This is a genomic window from Neomelitea salexigens DSM 19753 (assembly GCF_000422345.1).
In the GTDB taxonomy this organism is placed as follows: domain Bacteria; phylum Pseudomonadota; class Gammaproteobacteria; order Pseudomonadales; family Spongiibacteraceae; genus Spongiibacter; species Spongiibacter marinus_A.
The window spans coordinates 72,745-98,726 of the sequence record NZ_AULP01000007.1; the positions used below are offsets into that span (position 1 = coordinate 72,745).

At 53.9% G+C, this 25,982-nt stretch carries 19 protein-coding genes; 11 read left to right on the top strand and 8 right to left on the bottom strand.

The genetic code is table 11. The features are described 5' to 3' along the window. Window positions 1–120: 120 nt before the first annotated feature. Window positions 121–870: a hypothetical protein gene (locus tag H573_RS17950; RefSeq protein WP_051171231.1), complete on the bottom strand. Its 750-nt coding sequence runs from the start codon at window positions 868–870 to the stop codon at window positions 121–123. A 109-nt stretch (window positions 871–979) separates the two neighbouring features. Here H573_RS17950 and H573_RS19540 point away from each other — a divergent pair, with 109 nt between their 5' ends. From H573_RS19540 to H573_RS0111490, 3 genes are all read left to right on the top strand, one after another. Next, window positions 980–1,447 (top strand): hypothetical protein, encoded by a 468-nt coding sequence (locus H573_RS19540; RefSeq protein WP_154653884.1) that lies wholly within the window; start codon window positions 980–982, stop codon window positions 1,445–1,447. Between the two features lie 128 nt (window positions 1,448–1,575). Further along, complete coding sequence (locus H573_RS17955; RefSeq protein WP_051171232.1) at window positions 1,576–6,423, top strand: NAD-glutamate dehydrogenase; 4,848 nt, start codon at window positions 1,576–1,578, stop codon at window positions 6,421–6,423. 63 nt (window positions 6,424–6,486) lie between these two features. Beyond that, window positions 6,487–7,974, top strand: coding sequence for a PQQ-dependent sugar dehydrogenase (locus tag H573_RS0111490; RefSeq protein WP_027874404.1), 1,488 nt, complete (start codon window positions 6,487–6,489; stop codon window positions 7,972–7,974). Here H573_RS0111490 and H573_RS17960 read toward each other — a convergent pair. Further along, on the bottom strand, window positions 7,954–8,412 hold the full coding sequence (locus H573_RS17960) for a response regulator (protein WP_051171233.1): 459 nt from the start codon (window positions 8,410–8,412) through the stop codon (window positions 7,954–7,956). The two genes, H573_RS0111490 and H573_RS17960, sit on opposite strands and share 21 nt — an antisense overlap. Window positions 8,413–8,703: 291 nt before the next feature. Between H573_RS17960 and H573_RS0111505 the strand changes: the two genes are divergently transcribed. Then, window positions 8,704–10,398, top strand: coding sequence for an NAD-dependent malic enzyme (locus H573_RS0111505; protein ID WP_027874405.1), 1,695 nt, complete (start codon window positions 8,704–8,706; stop codon window positions 10,396–10,398). Between the two features lie 9 nt (window positions 10,399–10,407). Here the strand turns inward: H573_RS0111505 and H573_RS19070 are convergent, their stop codons facing one another. Continuing rightward, window positions 10,408–11,067 carry a TetR/AcrR family transcriptional regulator gene (locus H573_RS19070; RefSeq protein ID WP_051171234.1) on the bottom strand — a complete coding sequence of 220 codons (660 nt, stop codon included), beginning with the start codon at window positions 11,065–11,067 and terminating at the stop codon, window positions 10,408–10,410. 167 nt (window positions 11,068–11,234) lie between these two features. Here H573_RS19070 and H573_RS0111515 point away from each other — a divergent pair, with 167 nt between their 5' ends. From H573_RS0111515 to H573_RS17975, 6 genes are all read left to right on the top strand, one after another. Further along, window positions 11,235–12,392, top strand: a complete 1,158-nt coding sequence (locus H573_RS0111515) for a sulfotransferase family protein (protein ID WP_027874406.1) — start codon at window positions 11,235–11,237, stop codon at window positions 12,390–12,392. An 18-nt stretch (window positions 12,393–12,410) separates the two neighbouring features. Beyond that, the gene (locus tag H573_RS0111520) at window positions 12,411–13,805 is read left to right on the top strand and encodes a hypothetical protein (protein WP_036256667.1); all 1,395 of its coding nucleotides are present in this window, start codon (window positions 12,411–12,413) and stop codon (window positions 13,803–13,805) included. 75 nt (window positions 13,806–13,880) lie between these two features. Next, complete coding sequence (locus H573_RS0111525; RefSeq protein WP_027874408.1) at window positions 13,881–14,780, top strand: NAD-dependent epimerase/dehydratase family protein; 900 nt, start codon at window positions 13,881–13,883, stop codon at window positions 14,778–14,780. Window positions 14,781–14,892: 112 nt separating this feature from the next. Then, window positions 14,893–15,753 carry a PA4780 family RIO1-like protein kinase gene (locus H573_RS0111530; RefSeq protein ID WP_027874409.1) on the top strand — a complete coding sequence of 287 codons (861 nt, stop codon included), beginning with the start codon at window positions 14,893–14,895 and terminating at the stop codon, window positions 15,751–15,753. Window positions 15,754–15,875: 122 nt separating this feature from the next. Beyond that, window positions 15,876–17,414, top strand: a complete 1,539-nt coding sequence (locus H573_RS17970; protein WP_051171236.1) for a L,D-transpeptidase family protein — start codon at window positions 15,876–15,878, stop codon at window positions 17,412–17,414. Further along, the gene (locus H573_RS17975; protein WP_051171237.1) at window positions 17,414–18,355 is read left to right on the top strand and encodes a D-Ala-D-Ala carboxypeptidase family metallohydrolase; all 942 of its coding nucleotides are present in this window, start codon (window positions 17,414–17,416) and stop codon (window positions 18,353–18,355) included. Before H573_RS17970 ends, H573_RS17975 begins: the two co-directional genes overlap by 1 nt. Before the next feature lie 76 nt (window positions 18,356–18,431). Here the strand turns inward: H573_RS17975 and H573_RS0111545 are convergent, their stop codons facing one another. The 3 genes from H573_RS0111545 to H573_RS0111555 all read right to left on the bottom strand — a co-directional run bounded on the left by H573_RS0111545 (window position 18,432) and on the right by H573_RS0111555 (window position 22,394). Next, window positions 18,432–18,959, bottom strand: a complete 528-nt coding sequence (locus H573_RS0111545) for a hypothetical protein (RefSeq protein ID WP_027874410.1) — start codon at window positions 18,957–18,959, stop codon at window positions 18,432–18,434. Window positions 18,960–18,971: 12 nt separating this feature from the next. Then, window positions 18,972–21,059: an LruC domain-containing protein gene (locus tag H573_RS17980; RefSeq protein ID WP_036256626.1), complete on the bottom strand. Its 2,088-nt coding sequence runs from the start codon at window positions 21,057–21,059 to the stop codon at window positions 18,972–18,974. A 435-nt stretch (window positions 21,060–21,494) separates the two neighbouring features. Further along, window positions 21,495–22,394 carry an alpha/beta hydrolase gene (locus tag H573_RS0111555; RefSeq protein WP_027874411.1) on the bottom strand — a complete coding sequence of 300 codons (900 nt, stop codon included), beginning with the start codon at window positions 22,392–22,394 and terminating at the stop codon, window positions 21,495–21,497. Between the two features lie 106 nt (window positions 22,395–22,500). Here H573_RS0111555 and H573_RS17985 point away from each other — a divergent pair, with 106 nt between their 5' ends. Continuing rightward, the gene (locus tag H573_RS17985) at window positions 22,501–23,535 is read left to right on the top strand and encodes an esterase/lipase family protein (protein ID WP_051171239.1); all 1,035 of its coding nucleotides are present in this window, start codon (window positions 22,501–22,503) and stop codon (window positions 23,533–23,535) included. Window positions 23,536–23,550: 15 nt separating this feature from the next. On the opposite strand, the gene H573_RS0111565 is transcribed toward H573_RS17985, so the two are convergent. Together H573_RS0111565 and H573_RS0111570 are read right to left on the bottom strand one after the other, a co-directional pair. Beyond that, the gene (locus tag H573_RS0111565; RefSeq protein WP_027874412.1) at window positions 23,551–24,813 is read right to left on the bottom strand and encodes an NADH:flavin oxidoreductase/NADH oxidase family protein; all 1,263 of its coding nucleotides are present in this window, start codon (window positions 24,811–24,813) and stop codon (window positions 23,551–23,553) included. 157 nt (window positions 24,814–24,970) lie between these two features. Then, a complete protein-coding gene (locus H573_RS0111570) occupies window positions 24,971–25,774 on the bottom strand; it encodes a DODA-type extradiol aromatic ring-opening family dioxygenase (RefSeq protein WP_027874413.1) in 804 nt (267 codons plus the stop codon). Window positions 25,775–25,982: the final 208 nt, after the last annotated feature.

Consider the following 25,982-nt stretch of genomic DNA (forward strand, 5'->3'; position numbering starts at 1 on the left):
TATAACTTTTTGTCATGTAGGCGCGAAAGCGGGGTTGGCAAGCATCTACAAGCCACTCACCAGGCTGCTGCGTTGTCATAGCCCTGTTTTTCCTGGCGAGACCTTTGTCGGGCTAAAGGCTTATCGGTGCGCATAATCCAATTGCGGGTAGTGCGCTAGGCATTGGCGTGTGAGCTTTTCGAGTTCAACGGCGATATTTAGGTCTCGAGATGAAAAGCGGCGACGAATGCCATTTGCCAACTTGAGGAAAGTAAATAGTGCGTTGGCAGGCCAACTAAATTGGTAGTGTTGCCTTAGAGGGCCTGCACTGAAGTGGCGGATATAGTCCGCTACGGCAGGGTCGCTATTATTGTTCCACTTCTTAGAGAGTTCGAAAAAATGGGGCTCGTCCTTCAAACAGTGGATTACGTGTCCATTTTCTCCCCACCCTACGTCGTCACCGTCAGGAATCGCTTTGCCACGCATGCCGATAACACGATCTAAAAAAGCGATGCTTTCAGGGCACGATAGCAATAACAGCACTCCTGAGTTCACTCTGTTGCTGTAGCCCTTCGCGGCGTAGATGCTATATCCATCTTGAACGGCTTCGTTTAGAGGAGGGCACTGCGGCTGAATGTATGCATCTGCATCAACAAATAGTACTTGTTTATAGCCACTTAGCATGGCGTAACGAATCAGGTGGAGCTTTAGCCATGCGACCTCCATGCCCAGTGGGCTGTAGTACGGACGTGTGACCGCTTGGTAGTGATAGTGATTGCGCTCGGCATAACGGCGCTGGCTCGCGATATTGCGCTGATAAAGCAACCCGTAACCATTGATAGCAATCGTCATCACTAAGGTGTCTTCTGGTTGGGGGTTGGGGTGACTCATGGCGGATTCCTGGTGATTGGGCGGTATCAATTAGTCGCGAAATCAATGCCCTTCAGTTGAGGTTAAGCCAAGCAAGATTAGGCTAAAAACTCTAATGGAGGATATAGCGATGAACAAGACATTTAGAGGGGCGTCCAGAAACTACCTCTTGGCGGGGATTGCGCTGGCACTAGTTGCCGTATTTGCCACGCCAAATCACGCTCAGGCCGATAATGCAGACGTCGCGGCGGCGGTTTTGTTGGGGGCTGCCGTTGTCTATGCCGCGCACGACAGTGACGTGAGGTATGTACACCGCCACCACGCGCACTGTGGTCACGCGGTAGTCAAACACCCCAATCGCCGACACGGCTATCGCCACGCCTACCGATCCGGTTATCGCGATGGTTATGACGACGGCGCCTACCATTACAGCCGCCCCCACTATGGTAAATACCACCACAAACGCGATTACTGGCGTCACCACAACAGTCGCTACGACCGTCATCCCCATAAGGGCGGCTATCGTCCCCACAAAGGCCTCCGGGTTCATGGTAAGGGCAATGACTGGAACACGCGGGTGATTATTCGCGAATACTAATACGCTTTTGTTGCCCGGGGTGACGGCGCTTGCGGTCGGGCGGGCGGCCTATCAGGCAGCTGCTAGACTCAGGTTGAGCGGCTTTTCTGATAGGCCGCTTTGCTTTTTTGTCGAGTGAGACCGGTGATATGACAAACCTGAATGTTAGGCAGCAATTACTAAAGCGTATCTCGACGGTTGCGGATAAACAGCTAGATGGTAGAGACGCGAAGGTTTTTCGCCAGTTTCTCGATCAGGTGGTACATGTTCACCCTGACGAGAGTCAGCTGACTTGGGAGGCAGATGCCAACTTCGGTTTGTTGTATGGCTTATATGACTTTGTCTCCCAGCGCGCTGAATCGGAGTCATTGGTCAAAGTATTTAATCCGGACCTGGAAAGCGACGGCTGGTTGAGTAAGCACACGGTAATCTATTACTGCCAGCCCGATCGCCCATTTCTCGTTGATTCTCTGCGTATCGCGCTGAATAACTCCAACTTAAATGTGCACGTGTTTGAGAGCAATTTAATGTGGGTGGAGCGCAGCCCTGAGGGAAGGTTAGAGTCGCTATCGACGAGCCGCAATAGTGACGCCTGTTGCGAAAGTGTTGGCTACGTATTGATAGACACCTGTAGTGATCAGAGCGTGCTCCACGCATTGACTTCTGATCTGCGAGCGGCGAGCAACGATGTTGAGCGAGTTGTCGAGCACTTCCCGTCGATGCTTGAGCGTTTACAGGCCTGTATAGACGAAAGTGAGCAAACCTTTGGAGCAGATAACGAAGAAGCTGTGTTTCTGCGTTGGCTACGCGATGGCAATTTCACGTTTTTGGGAATGTCGGACTTTCTTCTCTCTAGCCAAAATGATCAACCCTACATTGCCGAGGTGCCGAATAATCAGTTGGGCTTAATGGGCAAACGCGCGCCGCTGCCCGCTGTTGCATTGAATGAGTTGTGTGAAGGGTTTGCCGGTTTTTATGCTCAGCGATCGGCATTGGCGTTTACGAAAACCTCGCAGAAATCTACGGTGCACCGCCACGTTTACGCCGATTATATCGTGATAAAACGTTTCAATGAGCAGGGTGAGGCGGTTGGAGAGACACGGGTGCTCGGCCTGTATACCGCAGGTATGTACTACCACAGTGTCGAGCGAATACCGCTGCTGCGTAGCAAAGCGCAATGGTTGCGACACCACTCCCAACTCGATGGCGCCAGCCACAATGGCAAAACCTTCGCGCTGATCATTGAGCGCTACCCCAGAGATGAGCTCATTCAGGCTGAGCAAAGCGACCTGCTCGAAGCGCTATTGGCGATTTGGAAAATTTACGAGCGGCGGGCAGTGAAATTGGTGCTGCGCGTTGATCGCTTTGAAAAATTCGTGAGCTGCATTGTTTACTTGCCGCGCGAAGCGGTAAAAATGGAAAAGGACATCGAGCGACTGCTCGGGCAAGCCATTGGCAGTAGCGATTGTGAGTTGTCCACGCAGTTTCTGTCGGAATCGGTGCTGGCGCGCATGCAGTTAGTTTTCCGCATTCACGATCAACAATTTCGGCAGCTAGATCGCGGAGCGCTGGAAGCTGAGATTATTGAATTGTGTCGGGACTGGCGTCAACGCTTTACCGAGCTGTGTATTGAGCGTCATGGCGAGGAAACCGGGCGCTCGCTAGCCATGCAATACCAGCAGGCATTTTCTGCCGCTTATCAGGATCGTTTTTCGCCGCTGCTGGCGGTGAATGATATCGAGCTCTGTCGGCGCCTTACAGACAGCAGCGATATCAGCATTAGCCTTTTTCATCAGGCCGGCAGTGACGATAATCGCCTGCGGCTAAAGCTATTTCATCGTGAAGAATCCTTGCAGTTGTCAGATATATTGCCGATGTTGGAAAAAATGGGCTCGCGGGTAGTGGTGGAGCACCCGTATCAAATTTGCCCGGACGGTGAAAGTGATATCTGGATGCACGACTTCGTGTTGGAGCACGACCTGGGCGGCGGTAGGAAGCTTAATCTGGAGTCAGTGCGCGACAGCTATGAAGACGCCTTGCGCGCGATCTGGCAGGGCAAGGCCGAGAATGACAGCTTTAATCGTCTAGTCATTGGTGCCAGGTTGGACTGGCGTTCTGTAGCGCTGATTCGCGCCTATGCGCGCTACATCAAACAGCTCGGCTCACTGCTGAGCTTAGACTTTATCGCCTCGGTATTGAGCAGCAATGTCGATATAACTCGGGATTTAATGGCCTTGTTTCGCTGCCTGTTTGACCCGAGGCGCGGCGCACAAAAAAGCAGTGAAGAGCGCGAAAATAAGCTACGAGACGGCATTCTTCATGCGCTGGATGAAGTGCAAAACCTCAATGAGGACCAGGTGCTCCGGCAATACCTTGAGTGTATCGACGCCACGCTGCGGTGTAACTTCTTTCAACAGGATGACGCGCTGCAATACCGCGATTGTATTGCGTTGAAGATCAGTACTCGCGATCTTAGCTTTGCGCCAGCCCCCCGCCCTGAATACGAGATATTTGTGTTTTCGCCGCGTGTGGAGGGCGTCCATCTGCGGGGCGGCAAAGTTGCGCGAGGCGGCATACGCTGGTCTGACCGCCTGGAGGATTACCGCACCGAAATCCTGGGGCTGGTAAAAGCGCAGCAGGTGAAAAATGCCGTCATAGTTCCCACCGGTGCTAAGGGGGGCTTTGTCGCCCGACGCTCGGCGCAGCTTGAGTCGCGTGAAGAGTTGTTTTCCGAAGGCGTGGCCTGCTACAAATTGTTTATTGGCAGCCTGCTGGATATTACCGATAACCGCGAGGGCGATCGTGTGGTGCCGCCCGAGTCTGTTGTTTGCCGTGATGATGACGATCCCTACTTAGTGGTTGCAGCGGATAAGGGCACGGCGAGTTTTTCCGATATTGCCAATGATATTGCCCTCAGTCGCGGCTTTTGGCTGGGCGATGCCTTCGCCTCTGGGGGCAGTAACGGTTACGACCACAAAGCGATGGGAATTACCGCCAAGGGCGCTTGGGTTGCGGTGCAGCGGCATTTCCGTGAGCTTGGCATTGATGTGCAGCGCGATCCGGTGACGGTGATCGGTATCGGCGACATGGGCGGGGATGTATTTGGTAATGGCATGCTGTTATCCAAGTCGCTGAGGGTGGTTGCCGCCTTCAACCACCTGCATATTTTTATTGATCCAGCGCCCGATGCCGAAACCTCCTGGCAGGAGCGCAAACGCTTATTCGAGCGGCCCCGGTCAAGTTGGGCCGACTACAATACCGAATTAATCTCGGCGGGCGGTGGCGTATTCTCGCGCAGCGCCAAGCAGGTGCCATTGTCGCCGGAAATGCAGCAGTTATTAGCCTGTGATGACGCGGCACTCACACCCACGCAATTGATTCGCCGCCTGCTGCAGGCGAAGGTGGATCTGATTTGGAACGGCGGCATTGGCACCTATGTAAAAGCTTCTGAGGAAAGTCATGCTGATGTCGGTGATCGTGCCAATGATCCCTTGCGGGTAAATGGTAGCGAGTTGCGTTGCCGGGTATTTGGTGAGGGCGGAAATCTCGGCGTTACCCAGCTCGGGCGTCTGGAATTTTGCCGCAATGGCGGTATTTGCAATACCGACTTTATCGATAACGCTGCTGGCGTGGATTGTTCCGACCACGAAGTAAATATAAAGATTCTGCTCAATGCACAGCTAGAGTCTGAGGACTTAACGTCCAAGCAGCGCAATCAGTTGCTTGCTGATATGACGGATGACGTGGCGTCCTTAGTGTTGCATAACAACTACCGTCAGACCCTGGCGATCAGCCTGGCCAGCTATAGCCGCGAAAAGCACCATCACGACTACCTTCGCTTTGTCGAGCATCTGGAGGAGACGGGGGCGCTGAATCGAGAGCTGGAGTTTTTACCTGACAACGAGCGTATTAACGAGCTGCACAGCGAGGGGAAAAGCTGGACGCGACCGGAATTAGCGCTGCTGGTTTCCTACGCCAAAGTTGAGCTTAAGGAACAGTTAATGGCGCTGGCGGATACCGACGACCCCTGGCTACTTGAGCGTGTATACCGCGCCTTCCCTCAGCGTCTTCGTCGCGACTACGCGTCACAAATTCGCGACCACCGTCTGGCCAAGGAAATCATTGCCACACAGTTGGCCAATGAGCTGGTGAATATCATGGGCTTTCGCTATAGCCATCGTCAGGAAATCTCCCTGGGGGCAACAGCGGTAGAAACAGCCTGTGCGTTTGTTACCGTTGTTGAGCTGTTTGGTATTGAAGCGCTGTGGCGCAACGTAGAAGCGTTAGACCAACGTGTTGATAGCGCCGTGCAGTACGCCTTGTTTCACCAGATTATGCGCCTTGGGCGACGCAGCACGCGCTGGTTTTTACGAAATGTCCACCATATACAGCCATCGCGGCAGATAGAGAAAATGCAGCCGGGCTTCGCCGCGCTAATGCCAGGGGTGGTCGAGAATCTGAGCGGTGTATGGGCGGAGGAATACCGCAGCAGAAGCGCCCGCTGGATGGAGGCCGGGGTGCCGGAAGAATTGGCGACCACCATTGCGGCGTTTGATGCCTATTTTATGCTGCCAGGCTGCGTGGATGCCGCCCTGGAAGTGAATTGTCCGGCGGAGCGTTTTAGCAAGTTGCAGTTTGCTCTGCTAGAAACCTTGCAAATGGATTGGGCGTTGCAGGTATTAATATCCTGGCAGCCGGGCGGGCGTTGGCAGGATCTGGCGCGGGAGTCCTATGTGGATAGCCTGGAGTCGTTGTTGCGCCAGCTAAGCATTGGCCTATTGAGCGATGCACAACGGAGTTTGTCTGACATACTCGATAGCTGGCAAACTGACAACCAGACGCGCTTGAGTCGTTACCGTACCATCATCGATAGTGTCAGAATCGCGGCGGCCGAGGATTTGTCGGTGTTCACTGTCGTGTTGCGAGAGCTTCAGGATCTGGTTGACGCGTCGCTGGCTCAATTGCCCGATTCGTCGCCGCCACACGCCACTGGCTAAGCGCCCGTGAGCCTTAAATAAGGCGCCGGTGAATCGAAATAAACACTAAGGGGAAATACTCTTTTGAAACGCACGTTGGTTTTTGTTTTTTCTGCGCTGTTGCTCTGCCTGATCCTGATTGTTGCCAGTCCGTTTGTCTTGATTCAATTCGGCTCGCCAGGGATGGCAACGGCCTCTCGGGCCCTGTTGCATGCGGCAGTTGGCTACAGCGATGCCGAGTCGACGGGTAGCGGTACTGATCTCGCGGTTGCGGAGGGGTATCGCGTTGATGTGTATGCCAGCGGTCTGGGAAATATTCGTTTTCTTGCCATCACCTCAGATGGCGATCTTTTTGTCAGTCGCCCGCGCACCGGTGAAGTGCTGCGTCTTGCTGCAGACCAAAATGGCGATGGCCTGCCCGACGCTCAAGAGGTCGTGCTGGCGGGGCTGACGCGGCCGCATGGCTTGGCATTGCGAGATAATCACTTATACGTTGCCGAGTCGAATGCAATTGGTCGCGTGGCGCTGGATAGTGGTGGCCGCATTCAAGGCGATTACCAGCGGTTGGTGAGCGGGTTTGGCGACGGCGGCAATCATTGGACAAAAACCATAGCGTTTGGTCCAGATGGTTGGCTGTACCTCAGTTCCGGGTCCACCTGTAATGTGTGTGAAGAAAGTGATCCGCAGCGCGCGACAATCATGCGGATGCAAGCTGATGGCAGTGGTCTGGAAATTTATGCGCGCGGTCTGCGCAACAGTGTTGGCTTTGACTGGACGCCCTGGGATCAGCGGCTTTTTGCCACCGATAATGGCCGTGATTTGTTGGGTGACAACTTCCCGCCCTGCGAGCTGAACGAGGTTGTGAAGGCCGGTTTCTATGGTTGGCCCTATTACAATGCGGATCAGCTGGACCCTGAATTCGGAGAGAAAATTCCGCAAGGACTGCCACAAAACAGGCCACCTGCCCATAATTTCCCCGCGCATAATGCCCCACTCGGTATTCGTTTTTTGCGGCACCAGGATGGGCCGTACGCGCGTTCTGCGCTAGTGGCTTTGCACGGCTCCTGGAATCGCAGCGAGCCAGATGGCTATAAAGTGGTGTCACTCCACTGGCAGCAAGACGGCAGTATTGTCCAGCGCGACTTTTTGAGTGACTTCTTACAGTCCGACCGCTTGCTGGGTCGCCCGGTGGATATTGTCGAGGCGACAAGTGGGGAGATATTTATCTCCGATGATTACAGTGGCCGGGTCTATCGTGTGCACCGCGGTGAAGCCAGTCGCGTGGCTGTGAATACCGTGCCAGAGCGCGACGAAGCAGACCCACTGCGCGACTATAGTCAGCGCGATCGTGAGCGCCTCGTCGCAATGGGGGGCAGCCTGTATGAACGCTATGCCTGCGCCGAGTGTCATGAGGGCAAGGGGTTACGCCCCCTGCGCGGGTTGGGGGAGCGTTATTCAGCGCAGAGCTTAATGCGCTTTTTTCTAACGCCAACACCACCGATGCCTCAGCTAAATTTAAATGAAGCGCAGCGCGAGGCGCTAATGGTGTATTTATTCACCGAAGTGAAGTAGCTTCTCTTGGCACACTATCATGGAGCGCTCTCTGTCCAAGCGTCTCAAGCCTGCTTGAATGCGTGCACGAAGCTCTTCGCTGGCGGCGGGCTTGCAGATAAAATCGTCAGCGCCCGCGTCCATGGCTGCGATCATGTCCGCCCGCTCTTTACGCCCCGTTAGCATAATGAAGTAGGGCGCCCCCATTGCGGGGCTATGACTAATGGTTTGGCAGAGCTCCAATCCACTGACCTTAGGCATTTGCCAGTCGCAAAGCACAATATCGATATGCTCAACCAGTAAAATTTGCAGTGCTTCGTTGGGGTCGTTACAGCATAGGGTCTCAAAATGGTGCCCCTTCAGTAGCGCCTCCATTCGGAACAGTTCGATAGGTGAGTCGTCGACGATGAGTATGCGAGACGACTCAATAGGGCTGGGGTGGTTGCCGATATTACGCATTTTAAAAGCTCCAACGCCATGTCTTGGGCGGTGTGTGAATCTCATAGGTGATTTGGTGCAAATTTTGTTCCTTAATTAAATAGTTGAAAATATTGAATATTTTTTTACCTCAGCGCCCGGATTTCAGCTTGCGTTGCAGCTTGCATAGCAGCTTGCATGGGGCGTGTTACCCTGTGCGAGCTTGGCGATCGTCGCATAGACTTTAGTGGTATTTATTTTGTGATTGGTGTTATTCATGTTTAGAATGACGGCGCTGAGAAGTTGTTTGTGCCCCTCCGATACGAGTCCATTATGAATTCTGAGAAACCGCTGTATATCTCTTACGCAGGCCCCATGTTGTTGGAAACCCCGCTGCTAAATAAAGGCTCGGCATTTACTGAAAAGGAGCGTCGAAGCTTTAATTTGATGGGGCTGTTGCCGCCGCGCTACGAAAATATCGACGAGCAAGTCGAACGTGCCTATATGCAGTACTGCAGCTTCGATGAACCGATTAATAAACATATCTACCTGCGGGCGGTGCAAGACAATAATGAAACCCTGTTCTATCGCCTGCTGAATGACCACCTCGAAGAGATGTTACCCGTTATCTACACCCCGACGGTGGGTGAGGCTTGTGAGCATTTTTCCGACATTTATCGCAGTGCCCGCGGCATCTTTGTCTCCTATGAAGACCGTGACTACTTGAATGACATTTTGCACAGCGTCAGTAAGGACCGAGTAAAAGTGCTGGTAGTCACCGACGGTGAGCGCGTGTTGGGTTTGGGCGACCAGGGCATTGGGGGAATGGGTATTCCGATTGGCAAATTATCTTTGTATACCGCCTGCGGCGGAATTAGCCCCGCCTATACATTGCCGGTTGTGTTGGATGTGGGCACGAATAACCAAACATTGCTCGATGACCCCATGTATATGGGCATGCGCCACCCGCGTATTGAAAAGGATGAGTACAACGCCTTTGTTGACCAGTTTATCGACGCGGTGCAACAGCGCTGGCCAGGAGTGCTGATTCAGTTTGAAGATTTTGCTCAGCCCAATGCCATGCCGATTTTGCAGCGGCATAAAGAGCGTGTTTGTTGCTTTAACGATGATATTCAAGGAACCGCTGCCGTGACTTTAGGGACGGTGCTTTCCGCGTGTAAGCGCAAGGGCGAACGACTGCGGGATCAGAATATCGTGTTCGTCGGTGCGGGTTCGGCCGGCTGTGGCATTGCCGAGCAATTGATTCGCGCAATGGTCGAAGAGGGCCTGAGCGACGCCGAAGCCCGCGCCCAGCTCTACATGATCGACCGCTATGGCTTACTGATGCAGCGTATGGACGGGCTGTTGGATTTTCAGTCGGCGCTGGCCCAGCCCGAATCGGTGGTATCGGCTTGGCAATATGATGGCGACTATCCCAGTCTGCAGGATGTTGTTAGCAATATCGATGTGGGCGTACTGATAGGTGTTTCCGGCAAGCCCGGTCTGTTTACCGAAGAGGCAATTCGCCGTCTGCATCAGCGTTGTGAGCGGCCCATCATCCTGCCATTAAGTAATCCGTCAAAGCATGTTGAAGCGCGGCCGCAGCAGATTCTTGAATGGACCAATGGACAGGCTGTCGTCGCCACTGGCAGTCCGTTCTCAGCGGTGGAATACGCGCAGCAGCGCTACGAAATTTCGCAGTGTAATAACAGCTATATCTTCCCCGGCATTGGTTTGGGAGTGGTGGCCAGCCGTGCCAGCCGCGTTAGCGACGAAATGTTAATGGCCGCCAGTCGCTGCCTTGCTGAGGCCGCTACCCAGTATCACGATAAACTAAATAGAGTGCTGCCGCCGCTAACTGAGCTCGCCGAGTTGAGTCGTGCTATCGCCTTTGCCGTCGCCAAAGTGGCTCAGGCACAAGGCTTGGCACGTGAGCGCAGTGACGAGGAATTGCAGGCGGATATAGAACGCAGCTTCTGGACGCCTAACTATCGAGAATATCGTCGTATTGCTGCACGCGCTCGTTGATACAACTGATTAGGAAGCGTTGGTCGGCTTGGGCGTAGCTTGCAGATAGGCCATCAAAAGGTTGAGTAGCTCGTCGCGAAATTCGTTACTGGCAAGCAGCTCGGGGTGCTGCTGAACGGCGATTCGCAAATTGCCCTGCAGGGTTTGACGCAGCAGCAAATTGCGCAATTTCGGGTTGCCTGTGCACTCATGCTTACATAGCCAATCATCCAGCCAAGTTTCCCATGACGGGTTGTTTAATGATTGTGTCAGTTGGTCGATGCGTTGGTGAGCGTCGAAATTGTGTTGATACTCTTTAAAAAATGTCGGTTCTAATTCTTGCAGAACTAATAGTTGCTCGCACTCCATATCAATAATCGCCGCAAGCCCCTCTCGTAGCGAGGCGTTTGCCCGCGCTTGAATTTCTGTAAAGCGCTGGCGGGCGAGCTGCGCTAAATCGTCCAGTGCAGCATCGTAGACATCAGATAGGATGGCCTCCTTGCAGGGAAAGTATTGGTATAGCGACGCAATATTCACCCCGGCGACATCAGCGATGCGCTGGGTGGTGAGTTTGTCGGCGCCTTCGTCACGCAAAATTTTCAGGCAGGCTTGCTGAATTGCGTTAACGGTAAATAACGATCGACTCTGCTTGGGGCGTTTGCGAGCGCGTGGAGGAGTTTTATCGGCCATAGTCGAACTCAAAAATATAAGTGCCAGCGTTTTCTGACTGATTCTTTCTGTTATTTATATATAAATCAATGGCTTGTGGTTCTTGCTTGTCTGTGAAAATGCCAGTTGTTTAGCCATTTGTATCTCGCCTAGTCTGTCACTTCACGCCGCAGATTAGGAGCCTTTCTGTGTACTTTGATGTCGATTATTACTTTCGCGTGCTGCGCCATGTCTGGTCCTTGCAGCAGTGGTCGGGGAAGCGGCGGACGCTGCTGCGCCTGCTAGTCATTGTGCCACTCACTAGTGGTTTCCACGCACTGTGTTTCCTGCTCGACTATGTGTTGTTTCCGCGCCTATGGCGACAGTCTGTCGATCGGCCGGTATTTATTGTTGGGCATGCGCGCAGCGGAACAACCTTGGCGCACCGCCTTTTGGCTGCCGACGCCAATCAATTTAGTTACTTTTTGTACTGGGAGTTATTCTTTCCTTCACTTCTGCAGAAAAAAGTCATCCGTGCTCTCGGCCGTTTGGATGCCCTGTTGGGAGGTCCGTGTTTAAAGCGTTTAAAGCGCTGGGATGACAAAACCTTTGGCTCCACTCGGCATATCCACAATATGAGCCTGTGGAATGCCGAGGAAGATCAATTCGTGATGCGTGCGGCGTTTGTCACCCAGCAGTGGGCATTGGACGTGCCAATGATGGACAAGGTTGACCTGTTTCATGTCGACCAGATGCCGGAGAAGAAACGCCGTCGCTGGATGCATCACTATCGGGAGTGTGTGAAGCGCCAGTTGTTGCTTAACGGCGGTCATCGTACCCATCTTAGTAAAAATCCATTGATGTGTGGTTGGGTTGGCGCCTTGCAAGAAGCGTTTCCTGATGCGCGCTTTGTGGTGATGCTGCGAAACCCAAACGAGTGTATTCCGAGTACGTTGCGCCTGTTGGAGCTGAACTGGAAGGGCCGGGGTTGGCGAGAGGAGCAATATCGCGACTCAATGCGCGTTATGACGGAGATCTCCTACGAATCGATGCGTCACCCTAAAGCTGTGCTGGCATCGCACGCTGCCACTGCCTTTGTCGATTATCGGCAATTAGTTTCTGAGCCGCGCAACACGGTACATGATATCTACCATCGCCTGGGGCTTGAAATTTCACCGGCTTTCGAAGCTTATCTCTGTGCTCAGCAGGAGCGGGAGCGCAGCCACAAGTCCGCGTTTACATACAGTATTGATGACTACGCAGTGTCAGTAGATGACATAGAGAGAGAGTTGACGACGCTTTTTGACGAGTACCAGTGGCCGCGACTCAGTGAACAAGTCGATGAGCCAAGCCCTTCGAAGCCCTAACCTTTACGGGAGCAAATGATGACTGCTGCGAATCAACATTCAAGAAATCAGCAAAGCCGGGAATTATTGCGTGAGGCATGGGACGACTTTATTGACAACATTCAGAGCGCCCGTGATGCCATTGATCAGTCGGAATATTTCCCGCCGGATGGCGATGACCGAACCCTGGCAGAGGGCTACCGCTATCTGGCTGGGTTTATGCACAGTGCTGTGGAGCGGGCCTTCCATGACGACGCAAATTTTCCGGCTTTTCGAAACGCGATATCGGTGTATAACAAATCGACCATCGATAATGCGGATGCCATATATTTCTATGCGGCTATTGATGGCCGCCAGTACTATCGAGTGCAGGCAAAGTTAGCAGACGCTCAACACTGGCGCGGTCAGGAGCGTGCCAGCAGCGGCGCATTGGCGCCTCAATACCTGATATTTGAGTTGCACAGTGGGCCGATGGCAGGCGATACGGGTGATCTGGGAGAACTGACTCCCGGCCGTCGCACCGGCTTTGGTAGCCTCGACAGCAGCGTTCTGCAACTTGGAGACGACGGCCAACTGGAGCTGCTTATAGGCCCGGAAAGGCCGGCTGGCTATAGCGGTAATTTTATCTGTAGTCGTAAGCCGCCCCGTGCGAGTGATCCTGACGGCGACGATCGCTACGCGGACTTTATTAGCGGTCGTCAGCTTTTTTACGACTGGTCCAGAGAGGAGGCCGCGCAACTCACTATTACCGCGTTGCATTCAGAGGGCCGTCAACCCGCGCCATTAGATAGTGTGCGTGCGGCGCGAAAACTGAGAAAAATGGGTGCAATCGTTCGAGGGCAAATGCACTTTTGGCTGGCCTTCTACGACCGAATTTTAAACAGCCGTGGCCGTCACCAAGAGGGCCGCTATGCGATGCCTGTGAATGGCTACAATCGACCCAACGCCGCTTCGGGTGATACCGGCGGAGGTATGAGCACGAATATATATGCGGGTGGGATATTTGACCTCGGCGAAAACGACGCGCTTTATATCGAGGCGCGCTACAGTGTTGAGCCGGTCTATACCAGCCTGCATCTCAGCAACTTGTGGGGCGAATCTCCGGATTACGCGAACCACCAAAGCAGTTTGAATGGTTTTCAGATGGCGATGGGCGCCGATGGCGTGCAGCGTTGGGTCGTTGCTCATAGCGACCCCGGTGTGCCCAACTGGATTGATACTACGGGCCTGCGCAGGGGTTATTTGTCGAATCGCTGGGCATACCCGGAGCTGCCCGACGAAGATCAGTGGCCAACTATCAGTGCTCGAAAGGTGGCTTTTTCAGACATCCCCGGCTGTTTTCCCGCGGATACGCCATCGCTGACCCCGGCCGAGCGGCGGACGGTAATTGCCGAGCGGCAGCGTCATGTGCAGCGGCGTTTCAGGGTATTTTGATTTACGTGCAATTCACGCGAAATTTAAAAGCGCTCGTGTCGGCGAGCACAGTGAGCAATATAAGAGGGCAGTAGTATGAAGGTATTGGTAGTGGGTGGTTCTGGGCTGATTGGCGGCGAGATATCGCTGTATTTACAGGCAAAGGGCCATGAGGTGACCATTATGGCGCGTAAGCCACCGTCCACTCCGGTATTGGCTGAATTGAGTTTTTTACAGGGTGACTACGTCAATGATGACTGCGCCGATGGCCGGTTGCTGGGGTTTGATAGCTTGGTGTTTGCGGCGGCGGCAGATATTCGTGCCCTGCCTCAAGATGGTTCTATCACGCCTGAGGATTTTTACACCAAATATAACGATGAGGCCGTGCCGCGTTTCTTTGCTGCTGCAAAAGCGGCAGGCATCAACCGGGCGGTCTATATCGGAACCTTTTACCCGCAAGTGGCACCGCATCGTATAGGCTACTGTCATTATGTGACATCGCGCCACAACACCGATGTTGCCGTTCGCGAGCTAAATAGCGAGACCTTTCGCGTATGCAGCTTGAATGCTCCCTTTGTACTCGGCCATATTCCGGGCCTAGAAATCCCCCATATCACAGCGCTAGTGCACTATGTGCGTGGCGACCTTGCTGATCTACCCCTTTTTGCACCGGTGGGTGGTAGCAACCACATTAGTTCTTATGCCATTGCCCAGGCCACGGCAAACGCGCTAGTGGACGGTGAACGCGGCAAGGCCTATTTGCTTGGCGGCGACAACCTCAGTTGGAAAGACTACTTGCAAATGTGGTGTGCAGCAGTGGGCCAGCCCCGCGAGTTGGAGGTTCGAACGGATGATCACCCGATGCTGCCAAACGCTATTATGTTTGCCGGTGCTGGGGCCACCATTAACTATGAGCCGCAGGGCGTAGATGTGCTTAAGTACCAGCCGCAGGATCTTAACGCACTGATAGCTAAGGTAGTTGCCGCTGTGGGCTAGGTGAGCTTTTTGAGAACAATTGCTGTACGACAATATCGCGACACGGCCGGGCGCGATAAACTGGGTGCTCTTTTTCTGAGCCGCCGACTGCGGTTTCGCTATTGAGGGCGCCATGAAAACTCCTAAAGCTCTATTGCCACTCATCGAAGACGGCATTATCGATGAGGCCGTTAGTCAGTTGATGAGTGGCAAGGAGGCCACGGTATATGTTGTGCGCTGCGGCGGTGATATTCGTTGTGCAAAGGTCTATAAAGACGCTGCGAAACGCAATTTTAAAAAAGCGGTTCAATACCGTGAAGGCCGAAAACAGCGCAGTAGCCGCCGAGCACGAGCCATGGAAAAGGGCTCCAGTTACGGGCGCAAGCAGCAAGAAGAGGTGTGGCAAAACGCCGAGGTGGATGCGCTTTACCGCTTAGCTCGCGCCGGAGTTCGGGTTCCGCAGCCCTATGGCTGCTTTGACGGCGTGTTGCTGATGGAATTGGTATGCGATGAAAGCGGGCATGTGGCACCGCGTCTCAACGATGTCAGCATGTCGCCCGAGCAAGCCAGAGAAGACCACCGAGACATCATGCATGACATTATGCGCATGCTCTGCGCCGGCCTTGTTCACGGCGACTTGTCTGAATTTAACGTGTTAGTTGACGATTACGGGCCGGTGATTATCGATTTGCCCCAAGCGGTGGATGCCGCTGCCAATAATAATGCCCAGAGCATGCTGCTGCGCGACGTGAGAAATATGAATGGCTACTACGGCCAATATGCGCCGGAGTTGCTCGATAGTCGCTATGGCGAGGAAATGTGGGCACTTTATGAAGCCGGTGAGTTACACGCTGACACCGAGCTTAGCGGTAACTATAGTGAACCGGGCGAGGCCGCTGATGTCGATGCCGTGTTAGAAGAAATTAAGGCCGTCATGGCTGAGCACGAAGAGGCGATTCTGAGAGCGCAAGACACGCAAGAGGGCGATTACTAAACGGTATTTCCCAGGCGATTTAGGCTCGCAAAAGCGTAATCGTCTACATTGTATCTAGACCTCAAAACCCATAAGCCAGGTTTTGATTTCATTGAGATATTGATTAGTAAGAGGGTGGGGCTGTGAAGTTTGTTATCGTCTTTTTTCTGTTGTCGTTGAGCTTTTCACCGGCAAGTGCCAATACACCTTTATCAACTACCATTGAGCGTATGCCACTCAATGCCAAGGCGTCGGTGTTACGCCTATACGGCGCGTCCTCGGTATTATTGTGGTCTCCGCAGCATTATCGTCAATTGGTTGCCATGGTGGATGCCAGCTTCGACGAGGGCTTACTCCCTGCCGATTACCATCGCGCGAAATTAACGATGAAAAGCATCAGCGATATCGAACGCGATATCCTTGCCTCGGACGCATATCTCAGCCTCGCAGCCCACTTTCTTGAGGGCAAAGTCGACCCTGTTTCTGTTGAAGTTGACTGGACTGCCAAGCGGCGTAAACGCGACCTCGTCGCTCATTTACGTCAAGCTCTCGATAGCGGCGAAATAACAGAATCATTAGCAATGCTATTGCCAAGCCAACCGCGTTACCGCGCGTTGCGTTTGGCGCTAAAGCGCTATCGGCAGCTCGCAGATGGTGAGCCATGGCCTACGCTTCAGCTTGCCGGTTTGTTGAGGCCGGGGGAGCGTTCGCCTCAGGTACCGGTTTTACGCGAGAGTTTGCAGCGGCGCGGTGATCTTGATGCGTCGCATGCCCCCGCTGATCCGCTGTTGTACAGCGATGAGCTGGTTACCGCGGTGAGACAATTTCAGCGCCGCGCAAATACAGAGCCAGATGGTGTAGTGGGTCCCGCGACAATACGGGAGCTCAATCTCACGCCGCGTGAGCGTGTTGAGCGTTTAAGAGTAAACATGGAAAGGTGGCGTTGGTTGCCAGATGATTTTGGCGACCGACATATTCGCGTCAATATTGCTGATTACATGTTAGAGGCGCATGAAGGTTCGGAAATCGTGGCTAGACACGATGTTGTGGTTGGCAGAAACCAACGAAAAACGCCCGTTTTCTCCTCGAATATGTCTTATCTTGTATTCAATCCCTGGTGGGAGACGCCATCTAAACTTGCAAGAAACGACCTCTTGCCAAAGTTCCAGTCCAAGCGGTCACTGGTTGGTGAACTTGGCTACCAGGTGTTGAGCCACGATGGGCGTGTTCTGGACGCATCGACCATCGATTGGCATCAGTATACTGCAAAAAATTTCCCCTACCGGCTTCGTCAGGCACCCGGTAAAAACAATGCCTTGGGTGCAGTCAAGTTTATGTTTCCTAATGAGCATGCGGTATACCTTCATGACACACCTGCGCGAGATTTGTTTAGCAAGACACGGCGTGATTTTTCATCGGGCTGCATTCGTGTGAAGGATCCTTTAGACCTTGCCCAGTGGGTGCTGGCGGGCAACAAAGATTGGTCGCGGCTGCGTATCGACGCGGTCGTTGATCAAGGCAAAGAAACCACCGTGAGTTTGCGTAATAAGATGCCCGTTCATCTGCTCTATTGGACCGTTGTTGTCGATGACAGCGACGGGGACTTGCGCTTTATTGACGATATTTACGAACGTGATAACCGAGTTCTGGCGGCATTAAATCAACCGGCGGTGTTGCGCTAATGAATGTGTTTATTAATGTTTTTTTGCTCAGTGTCACCCTGTGTTGCCAGCCATTATTCGCTCAGCAGCGCTTTGATGCTGGCAAAGCGCCGTTTAGCGTGGAAGTCGCCGGTGTGAATAACAGTTATCGCACGCTCGCTATTGCGGTTTTGCCTGCAGAGAAGGTACTAATCAAGGTGCCAAATGGGGTTGATATCCATGCTGGTGCCGGCGAGCTGGCGAGGTCGGATCCTGGTCAGTGGTTTTGGCAGGCACCCAGTGTTCCTGGGCTATACCCCTTGGATTTTCGCCAGAATAGCCCGGGTGAGATGAAGATAAATGTGTTTGTTATGCACCCTGCGTCTTCGGTGAAAGACGGTTATTTGAGAGGCTATCGCATTGGTGAGTACCCCAAAACGCCAATGCGGGGCTTGAAAGCATATCTTCCGCCGGCAGGCTTTGTAGAGGTAACGCCTGAAAATGCTCAAACGCGCGTGTCGCCACATTTCACCCTGGGGCAATTCGTCTGTAAGCAAAAAGCGCCCGGAACAAGTAAATACCTAGTATTGCGCCCAGAGTTATTTATTAAGCTTGAACGTATCCTGCAGGAAACCAATGCTCGCGGGTATCGCAGCGATAGCTTTCATATTATGAGTGGCTACAGGACGCCTTACTACAACCGAGCGATCGGCAATAAAACACTGTATTCGCGCCATTTATACGGTGGCGCAGCCGACTTCTATATTGATGAATCGCCGCGCGACGGGGTGATGGATGACCTCAATGGCGACGGCCGGATCGATAAGCGCGACGCCGGTCTGTTGTTTGAGTTGGTGGACAAGCTTAGCCGCGAGCAGGGCTGGCCACATCGTGGCGGCCTAGGTGAATACGGGGCGACGGCCAGTCACGGCCCCTTTGTTCATGTTGACTCACGGGGTTATCGGGCGCGCTGGGGACACTGATCTTGAAGCTTGAAACGAAGACATGAAAAAAGCCCCTTGAAGGGGCTTTTTTCATGTGCGATGGCTTAGATTTACTTTAGCGAACGTGCCAATACTCCTCGCTGTCGCCAGACCGCTGCCATTGGCTAAATGCTGGCTCGTTATCACCATTTAAAGCGAACACTACCGCAACGAGTGTTTCCACATCATTGGGAATTTGCAGCGTACGTTCAATCTGCGGTGACAGTGTCGCCTTCATAATACAGCTAGAGTAATCGACGTCGTAGCTGCCGTTGGCTTCGCTGAAGTTACTACACACAGACAAGTAGGCGTTTTCGCTGCCAAAATCTGCGGCATGGGCAGAAATGGTTAGCTGGTAGTCTTGCTCCAAATCAAAGCCGGTGGGCACGATTAGCTCCGAGGTTGTCGCCGCTTCGCTGGGCGTCGCGTTAGCGATTTCGTTGCTGCTGTCGCCGCTTGGGGTGGTACCAGTGGGCGCTGCGCTACTGGGTGATGAGGCACTTGGCGTTTCTGAGGCGGCGCTACTTCCGCCGCCTCCGCCGCCACCACAGGCAGTTAGCGTGGCTATAATCAGTGCGGAACTCAGTGTCATTGTGTTTTTCATTGTCGTATTCTCCTAGCGATTCTTGTAAAGGTTTTTCTTGTTTGCGCGTGATGATTTGTACCAGCTGCGTTGTTTGCTGCCGCCTGACGTTACATGCTCGTGGAATTCAGGGTAGGCGAATTTAATATCCATATATTCAACGGGGTGTTCCCAGTCGTAGGGAATGTTGAGTGCCCACGGCATACCGTTTTCATTGATGAAATACTCATCGCTACCGGGGTTTGAGGCATCGTCGCCGCGACCGAAGAAGTTTGATTGAAAGGCCTGTGTTGGGGCTTTGTCCTTCAGATGAATTTCAAAGCGGCGCCCTGGCGCTTCGCCGAATACATAGTTGCGGGCGTGCCCCTCGCTGCCGAATAGGAAGGGGTCAAAGGGAAATTCATCGAGGTCATCGGCTTTTAGTCCGCCTAGTACCGGAATGTCGAGCTGGAAAGTCATTTGAATTCCCGAATTACAGCCGTCTTCAGTTCGGTAGTACTTACACGTTTCTCCATTAGTAACGTAGTCGTGGAGGTCTTCTGCAATGATGGCGACCGCATCGCGATTGCCGGCTTCCATTGGTGAGTTAAGCTGCGGCACGCCATTGATAGTTAGTACTGTCAGTGCCTCATTGACTAATTCGCTGGGTAAGCCTGGGATATGGAAGGCGAAACCGTTGTGGTAACTGGCTCCCATGGCAACGACTTCGCCCTGGATGCGTATCGCTGTTAGCTCGTCGTCTACGCTGACCGTCTTCAGGCGGTACTTGATTACCACATCGTTCATGTCGTAGTCGCCCTGCAGAGGCCAGTTGTCTTCGAAGGCGAGCGTGGCATAGCGGTTTGAGGCAGGGTAGTAACTGCTGACGGTATTTAGCGCGTCAACGTCAACAAGATAATCTTCGACTTCGCCATCACTGGTGCCGCTAGTAGGGCCTATTTTTTCCGAGGAACTCAGGCGTACACGTATCCAGGTTTGACCCGTGAGGGTTTCCTTGGGCGCCTTGAAGTGCAGCAGGGAGGTACCGGCATCAATTGATTTGTCGGCAACGACCTGCTCGCTTTCGTCGAAGACGCCATCCTGATTCCAGTCGCCCCAGATATTCAGCTCACCAGCGCCCGAGGCAGTGACTTGGAAGTAGGTATATTGGTAGGGAGTGACGTTATTAATGAAGCTAATGCCATCGTTGTCTTCCGTTCGCTCGCTGCCGGACCAGCTGAAAGCATCGGGTTCGTAGCTGATTTCGGTTCCCAGAAACAATTCGCTTTCGCCGTGACGGGCGCCATTGTTGGCAAACCGTGTCCCGTAGCTGTCTGGGGCGTTGCCGAAATCACCGTTGGCCTGTTGGCCAGGAACAACGGGAGCCTGGGCGCAGCGTGCGCCGTCGTTGTTATTTGAGGAAGGGCCATAGCTGAACAGAGTGGCACTGGGGCTTAAGACATTAGTGTCAACTTTGTAAATATAGCCATCGCTGTTGCTGGTTATATAGAGGTTGCCATCAACGTCGAAATAGGCGCCGCCAAAGTAGCCCTCTATACCGATGTTGCCCTGGGAAATTGCGCTCCCAGTCTTCACGTCGATGCTCCACAGCTGACCTTTTTTGTCGACGCTGTAGGCTAGGCCGTTAAAGGGGTGAAAGGCGAAGTCATAGATGTAAAGTTCGAGGGTTTTACCGCTGACGACTTGTGTCGTTTGTAAGTAATCGCTGTCGCTGGGGTCTAGTGAAATGCGGAACAAGCCGTCATCGTCGCCGCCTTTGCGGTAAAGGTAATACGCATTTTCGTTAAGAGCAATGTCACCGCCAGCGAATTCAACGTCAGCTGTCTCAGCGATCACGTCCACATTGTAGTTACTGTCAATGCGTACAATGCTGTTGAGTTTGTGATTGTGGGCGTAGAGGTATTGGTCGTGGGTACTGAATGCCAACGCATTAAGTTCCATGTCGGTCCAGCCCAGTGGTGCGGCATTGCGATAAAAGCCGGTGGATAGCTCAATGTTGTAGAGCTGAGCATCAGCATCCTGAATTAGAAAAGCTTGTTGAGGGCAGCTGTCAAAGGTCTGGCTGTACACTGCTGACGTCCCACCAAGGACGGTTGCCAGTAGTAGAGAAGAAGTTTTCATTATCGTTTTCCTGCACGGTTTGATTGATGCCAGTTGTAGAGCAGGGTTTGTGCCAACAAAAAACCTATTGTTAACAAAGGCTTGTGCTGGCTTCTGAGGGTATTTCGCATTTTGCGAGGCATTGTAAATGGCACGCGACCAATGGGCAGTGTGGTATTACCTCAGTTAAATGTACTTTTGCTAGTACCTTAGCTAACAGGGGGCTGGTTCGTGGTTTAAGACTGTCAGTACGAGGGGCGAGTAAAACCCAACACGCTATGATTGGAGAAAAGGGTGGATAACATTGATTTGCGCAGACCAGTGAATTAGCAATACAGAGCTACTAAGGTTTCGCCTAGAACGCGCTTCGGATGCTAGTGTGCAAAAGCGCCGTTCGTAGGTTTCTATTAAGTTTAAAGTGCCTATATAAGAGATGGTCGCCGGTGGATAAGTTTGCTACTTGGCTGCGTTGAGCTGTTCCTGATAAAAGGTTATCTGGTCACTGACTGCCCGTTCAAAAGGCTCCTTTACATAGATGTCGAAATGCCCAATATCGTACTGCTTTAGTGTGGCCAGTTTGCCCAATTTCTTAGCTAGTCTGATCGCTGCTGAGGCCGGTGCCACTGTGTCGCGCAAGCACACTTGAATTAGTGCAGGGCAGTGAACGTTCTTGGCTTTCATCGTGGGACGGTACGTACCCAACGCCAGTGCTAAGCGAGCGGACATGGCATTTTTCCAGTCTTTGGGTTGAATCGCACGGTAACCACTCCAAGCGTCGTGGCTGCTCATGGCGGCAAAGCCACCGGGTTTGGCGATAATAGGCACCATCACCGGTGAGCCACCAAGGGCGGATTTGGCCAGGTCGGCCACGCCGTAGGCGCTGAGTTTGAGTAGTCGGCCTACCCCAGCGTAGTCGAGCATTGCCGAGACTGATGCCAGGCCATCCATCATCGGGCCTTGCGCGGCCACCGCGGCCACACGCTTATCGGCGGCCGCCGTACTGATCACATGTCCACCCGAGAACGAACTGCCCCACAGCGCAATGCGCTTGGCGTCAACATTGGGCAGAGTTTCAGCAAAACTGATGGCGGCGCGCCAATCCTGCAGCTGCTTGGGAATAGATAGCAATTGCCGGGGTTCACCGTCAGAGGCGCCAAAGTGGCGGTAGTCAAATAGCAGCACCGCAAAGCCCGCGTCGGCAAACCGCTGGGCGTAGGGCTCCAGGCCAGCATCCCGCGTACCGCCCAAGCCATGCGCCATAACAATGCAGGCTTGAGGCGTGGCCGTGGGGTAATGCCATGCGCGGCAGCGAGTGCCCTGGCTTAAAAATTCGACATCCTTGCGTGGTAGGCTCATGGCGTCTCTCTATAATTATGTAAAACGGACGATTGATCGGCTGCGCGCCTTGCCAAACAATGAGCGATCTCGCAGCGCCAAGCGCTAAACCTACCGAGGGTAAGCCATGTTTGACCATGTGAAAAAAGGACGTCTCACAACACTGGGGTTGTTATTCATCGCGGTATTAAACGCCTGTGGAGGCTCCTCGTCGGGCTCCGGTTCTTCCGGTGAGCGTTTTTCTGAGCCGACCTTTGAAACTGAAATGTCGGTGCTTAACGAGGGGCTGGTATGTAACCCCTTTACCGAGAGCGGGCCTGTTGTGCTGCTGGTGCATGGCACGTTTACCCACGGTGAGGAGCAGTGGACGTGGAATTACGAGCCCCTGCTGTTGGGCGAGGGTTACGATGTTTGCATTGTGACCTACCCCAACCGCGGACTAAGTGATGCGCAGATTGCCGCCGAATATGTGGTGAATGCGATTGATCAAATTGCCGACTCCGGACGCAAGGTATCCATTGTTGGCCATAGTCAGGGCGGAATGGGGCCGCGCTGGGCAGTGCGTTGGTGGCCGAGCCTGCGCGACAAGATTGAGGATATGATTCTTCTGGCGACGCCTAACCACGGCCTGGAATTTGCGCAATTAACGGCACTCGGTCTGCCCATGCCTGCAGTGTTTTTTCAGTTCGGACAAGAGTCGAACTATATGCAGGCGCTGAATAGCGACGATGAAACGCCGGGTGATATCGATTACACCAATATTTACACCCAGTTTGACGAGCTGGTGCAGCCGGTGTCACCAGTGCCAACCGCCGCGTTGGATTGGCAGCAGGACAACCCCAAGGTGGCGAATATTCTCATTCAAGACGTTTGCCCGGGGCGCGTTGTTGAGCATGCGACTATTGGTTTGACCGACCGTGCGACCTACGAGCTGGTGCTCGACGCCTTGGCCAATGACGGACCAGCCAGCCCAGAGCGGGCCGGCGGCGAGATATGTGGTTTACTGCCATTTCTACCAGAGCCGGCGCTATCGCCAAGCCTGCTTACCGATTTTATCGATGTATTTGCCAGTGAGGGCGGCCAGGGTTTCCCCGACCTATCACTGGTGACCGAAGAGCCGCCCTTAAAACCCTATGCGCAGTCGGCGGTGCAGCCTGAGTAGATGGCTGCAATCGTCCTAGCTGTTCCGCGCCACTCGGCGCTTCGCCAATTTGCGTTCGCCGATCATGTGCTTGGCGGCGCGGCGCAGCAGGCCGGTGTCTTCGACAGGTGGTTTGCCCTCGGCGAGGTTGATGATTTGTTGGTAGTACCACTGGGTCGCCAGACCAAAGTTCAGGGTGCGCAGGGTACGGTTGGGGCTGTTGGGGCCGAGCCAACCGGGGCCGATGCGCAGCTCTTTCTCCCAGGCGCGAAAACCGAGTTTTTCGCCACGCAGTAAGGGTTTTACATCGGGTTCCATGCACAGTGGCCGCGCAATGCCCACCACATCCATCGCGCCACTATCCAGTGCGGCTTGCATGGCGTTATAGCTGCGGAAGCCGCCGGTAACCGCCAGGGGTATTGAGGTGACGTCGCGAATACCTTTGGCGTAGTCCAAAAAGTAGGCTTCACGCGCTTGGCTGGCGGCGGCACCTTCTTCCTTGTCGCCCATCAGTGCCAGTTTTTCGTAGGTGCCTCCGGAGATCTCCAGCAAGTCAATGCCGGCTTCTGACACCCAGGCCGCGACTTGCAGACTTTCGTCGTGGCTGAAACCACCCTTGGAAAAGTCGGCGGAGTTGAGTTTCAGGGCTATCGGGAATTCGGGGCCGACCGCCTCGCGACAGCGGCGAATGACCTCCAGCAGGAAGCGAGCGCGATTCTCGAGACTACCGCCCCACTGGTCCTGGCGGCGGTTTGCCAGCGGCGACAGAAATTGGCTGATCAAATAGCCGTGGGCAGCGTGAATCTGCACGCCGCTAAAGCCGGTTTCCTTGGCGATGCCGGCAACGCGTGCATAGCCACTGATTGCACGCTCGATGTCGTCTTCGGTCATGGGACGCGGTTTGCCGAACATGCCGGCCAGATCAATGCCCACATCTGAGGGGGCCAGTGGCTGGTGCGATACGACCTTTTGGCACTGTCGCCCCGGGTGATTGATTTGCATCCACAGTTGGTTGCCGGCGACCTGTCCGGCTTTTGCCCAGTTTTTCAGCTGCTCTTCGCCGCCGTTGTGGTCGATCACCACATTGCCTGGGCGCTCTAAAAAACGGTGGTCGACCATCACGTTACCGGTTACCAGGGTGCCAGTACCGCCCTCTGACCATGCTTGGTAAAGTCTGGCGAGCCGCGTGGTGGCGTGATCGTGCTCGTCGGCGAGGCCCTCTGTCATCGCAGATTTCAGCAAGCGGTTGGGCAGTGTTGCGCCGCAGGGAAGCGTAAGGGGGTCGCTGAGTTTTGGCATGGCCGGGGTCCTGTGTTTATTGTTGTGGCAGTCTGTCGCGACGCTCAGTGTAGTCGGCGGGCGGAGAAAAATAAATTAACAAGTGTTCATTAGTCGCGATCCAAAGGGCTGGCGCCATTTGCCCCCAGCAGCTGTAGTGCAAAGAGGGTGAGCCGGCCTAGTATTGCCACAAAAAGGCGCTACTGAGTTCGCCCATGACCTCGTCAAAAAATACTCGTTGAGCAGGGCCACGGGCCATGCCTGCGCAGACCTGCAGTGGCATTAAATGCTCTGCGCGAGGGTGGCAGTGAAGTGCCCCCGGCGCGCGCTGCCAGTGGGCAAGTGCAGTTTGTCGGGTATCGTCGGAGAGCGTTTCGTCGCAGCACTGTTGCGCCAGCCAGTTTTCAAACTGGTGGTGGGCGTCGCGATCCATCGTGCCGGCAAAATAGGCTTGCAGGTTGTGATAGGTGGCGCCGCTGCCTAACACCAATAGTCGGCGGTCACGCAATACCCGTAAGGCGCGTCCCATGGCGATATGCTCGGCGCCATCGAGGCTGCTCAGCAGCGAGAGCTGCACAACGGGAATATCGGCATTGGGGTACATCAGCGTGAGGGGCACAAACATCCCGTGGTCGAAGCCGCGCGTTGCATCCAGATGAGCGGCCAGTCCCTCGTTGCTTAGGGCGCGCTGCAGCTCGCAAGCCAGCGTCGCATGGCCTGAGGCGGGATACATCAGTTGATAAGACTCCGGCGGGAAGCCGCTGTAGTCGTAAATCAGCTCGGGGCGAGCGGCGCTGGTGATCCGGGCTTGCTCGGCCTCCCAGTGCGCGCTGATCAGTACAATCGCTTGCGGCCTTGGCAGGCTTTGCCCCATTTGCGTTAGAAAGGCGCACAGCCGGGCATGGCCGGGGTCGCCCAGCAGGGGCAGCGGGCCGCCGCCGTGGGGAATAAACAGAATGCTCGCGCCAGCTGTGGTACTCATTGACTGCTCCGTTACGGGTAATACCGCCATAGTACGGAATTCCCGTGGGGCTGTCTGGCGCAAAAAATCGTCTAAAAGGGGCAGAAAAGCCAATACATCGCCTGTGCAGTTGTATTGAATCGGGCGGTAAAATGGCGATAATGGGGCGCAAAAATGCAAAAGCATACCCAAAAAAGTAGAAGCAACGCCGTTCCGCTGTGGCCTGTAA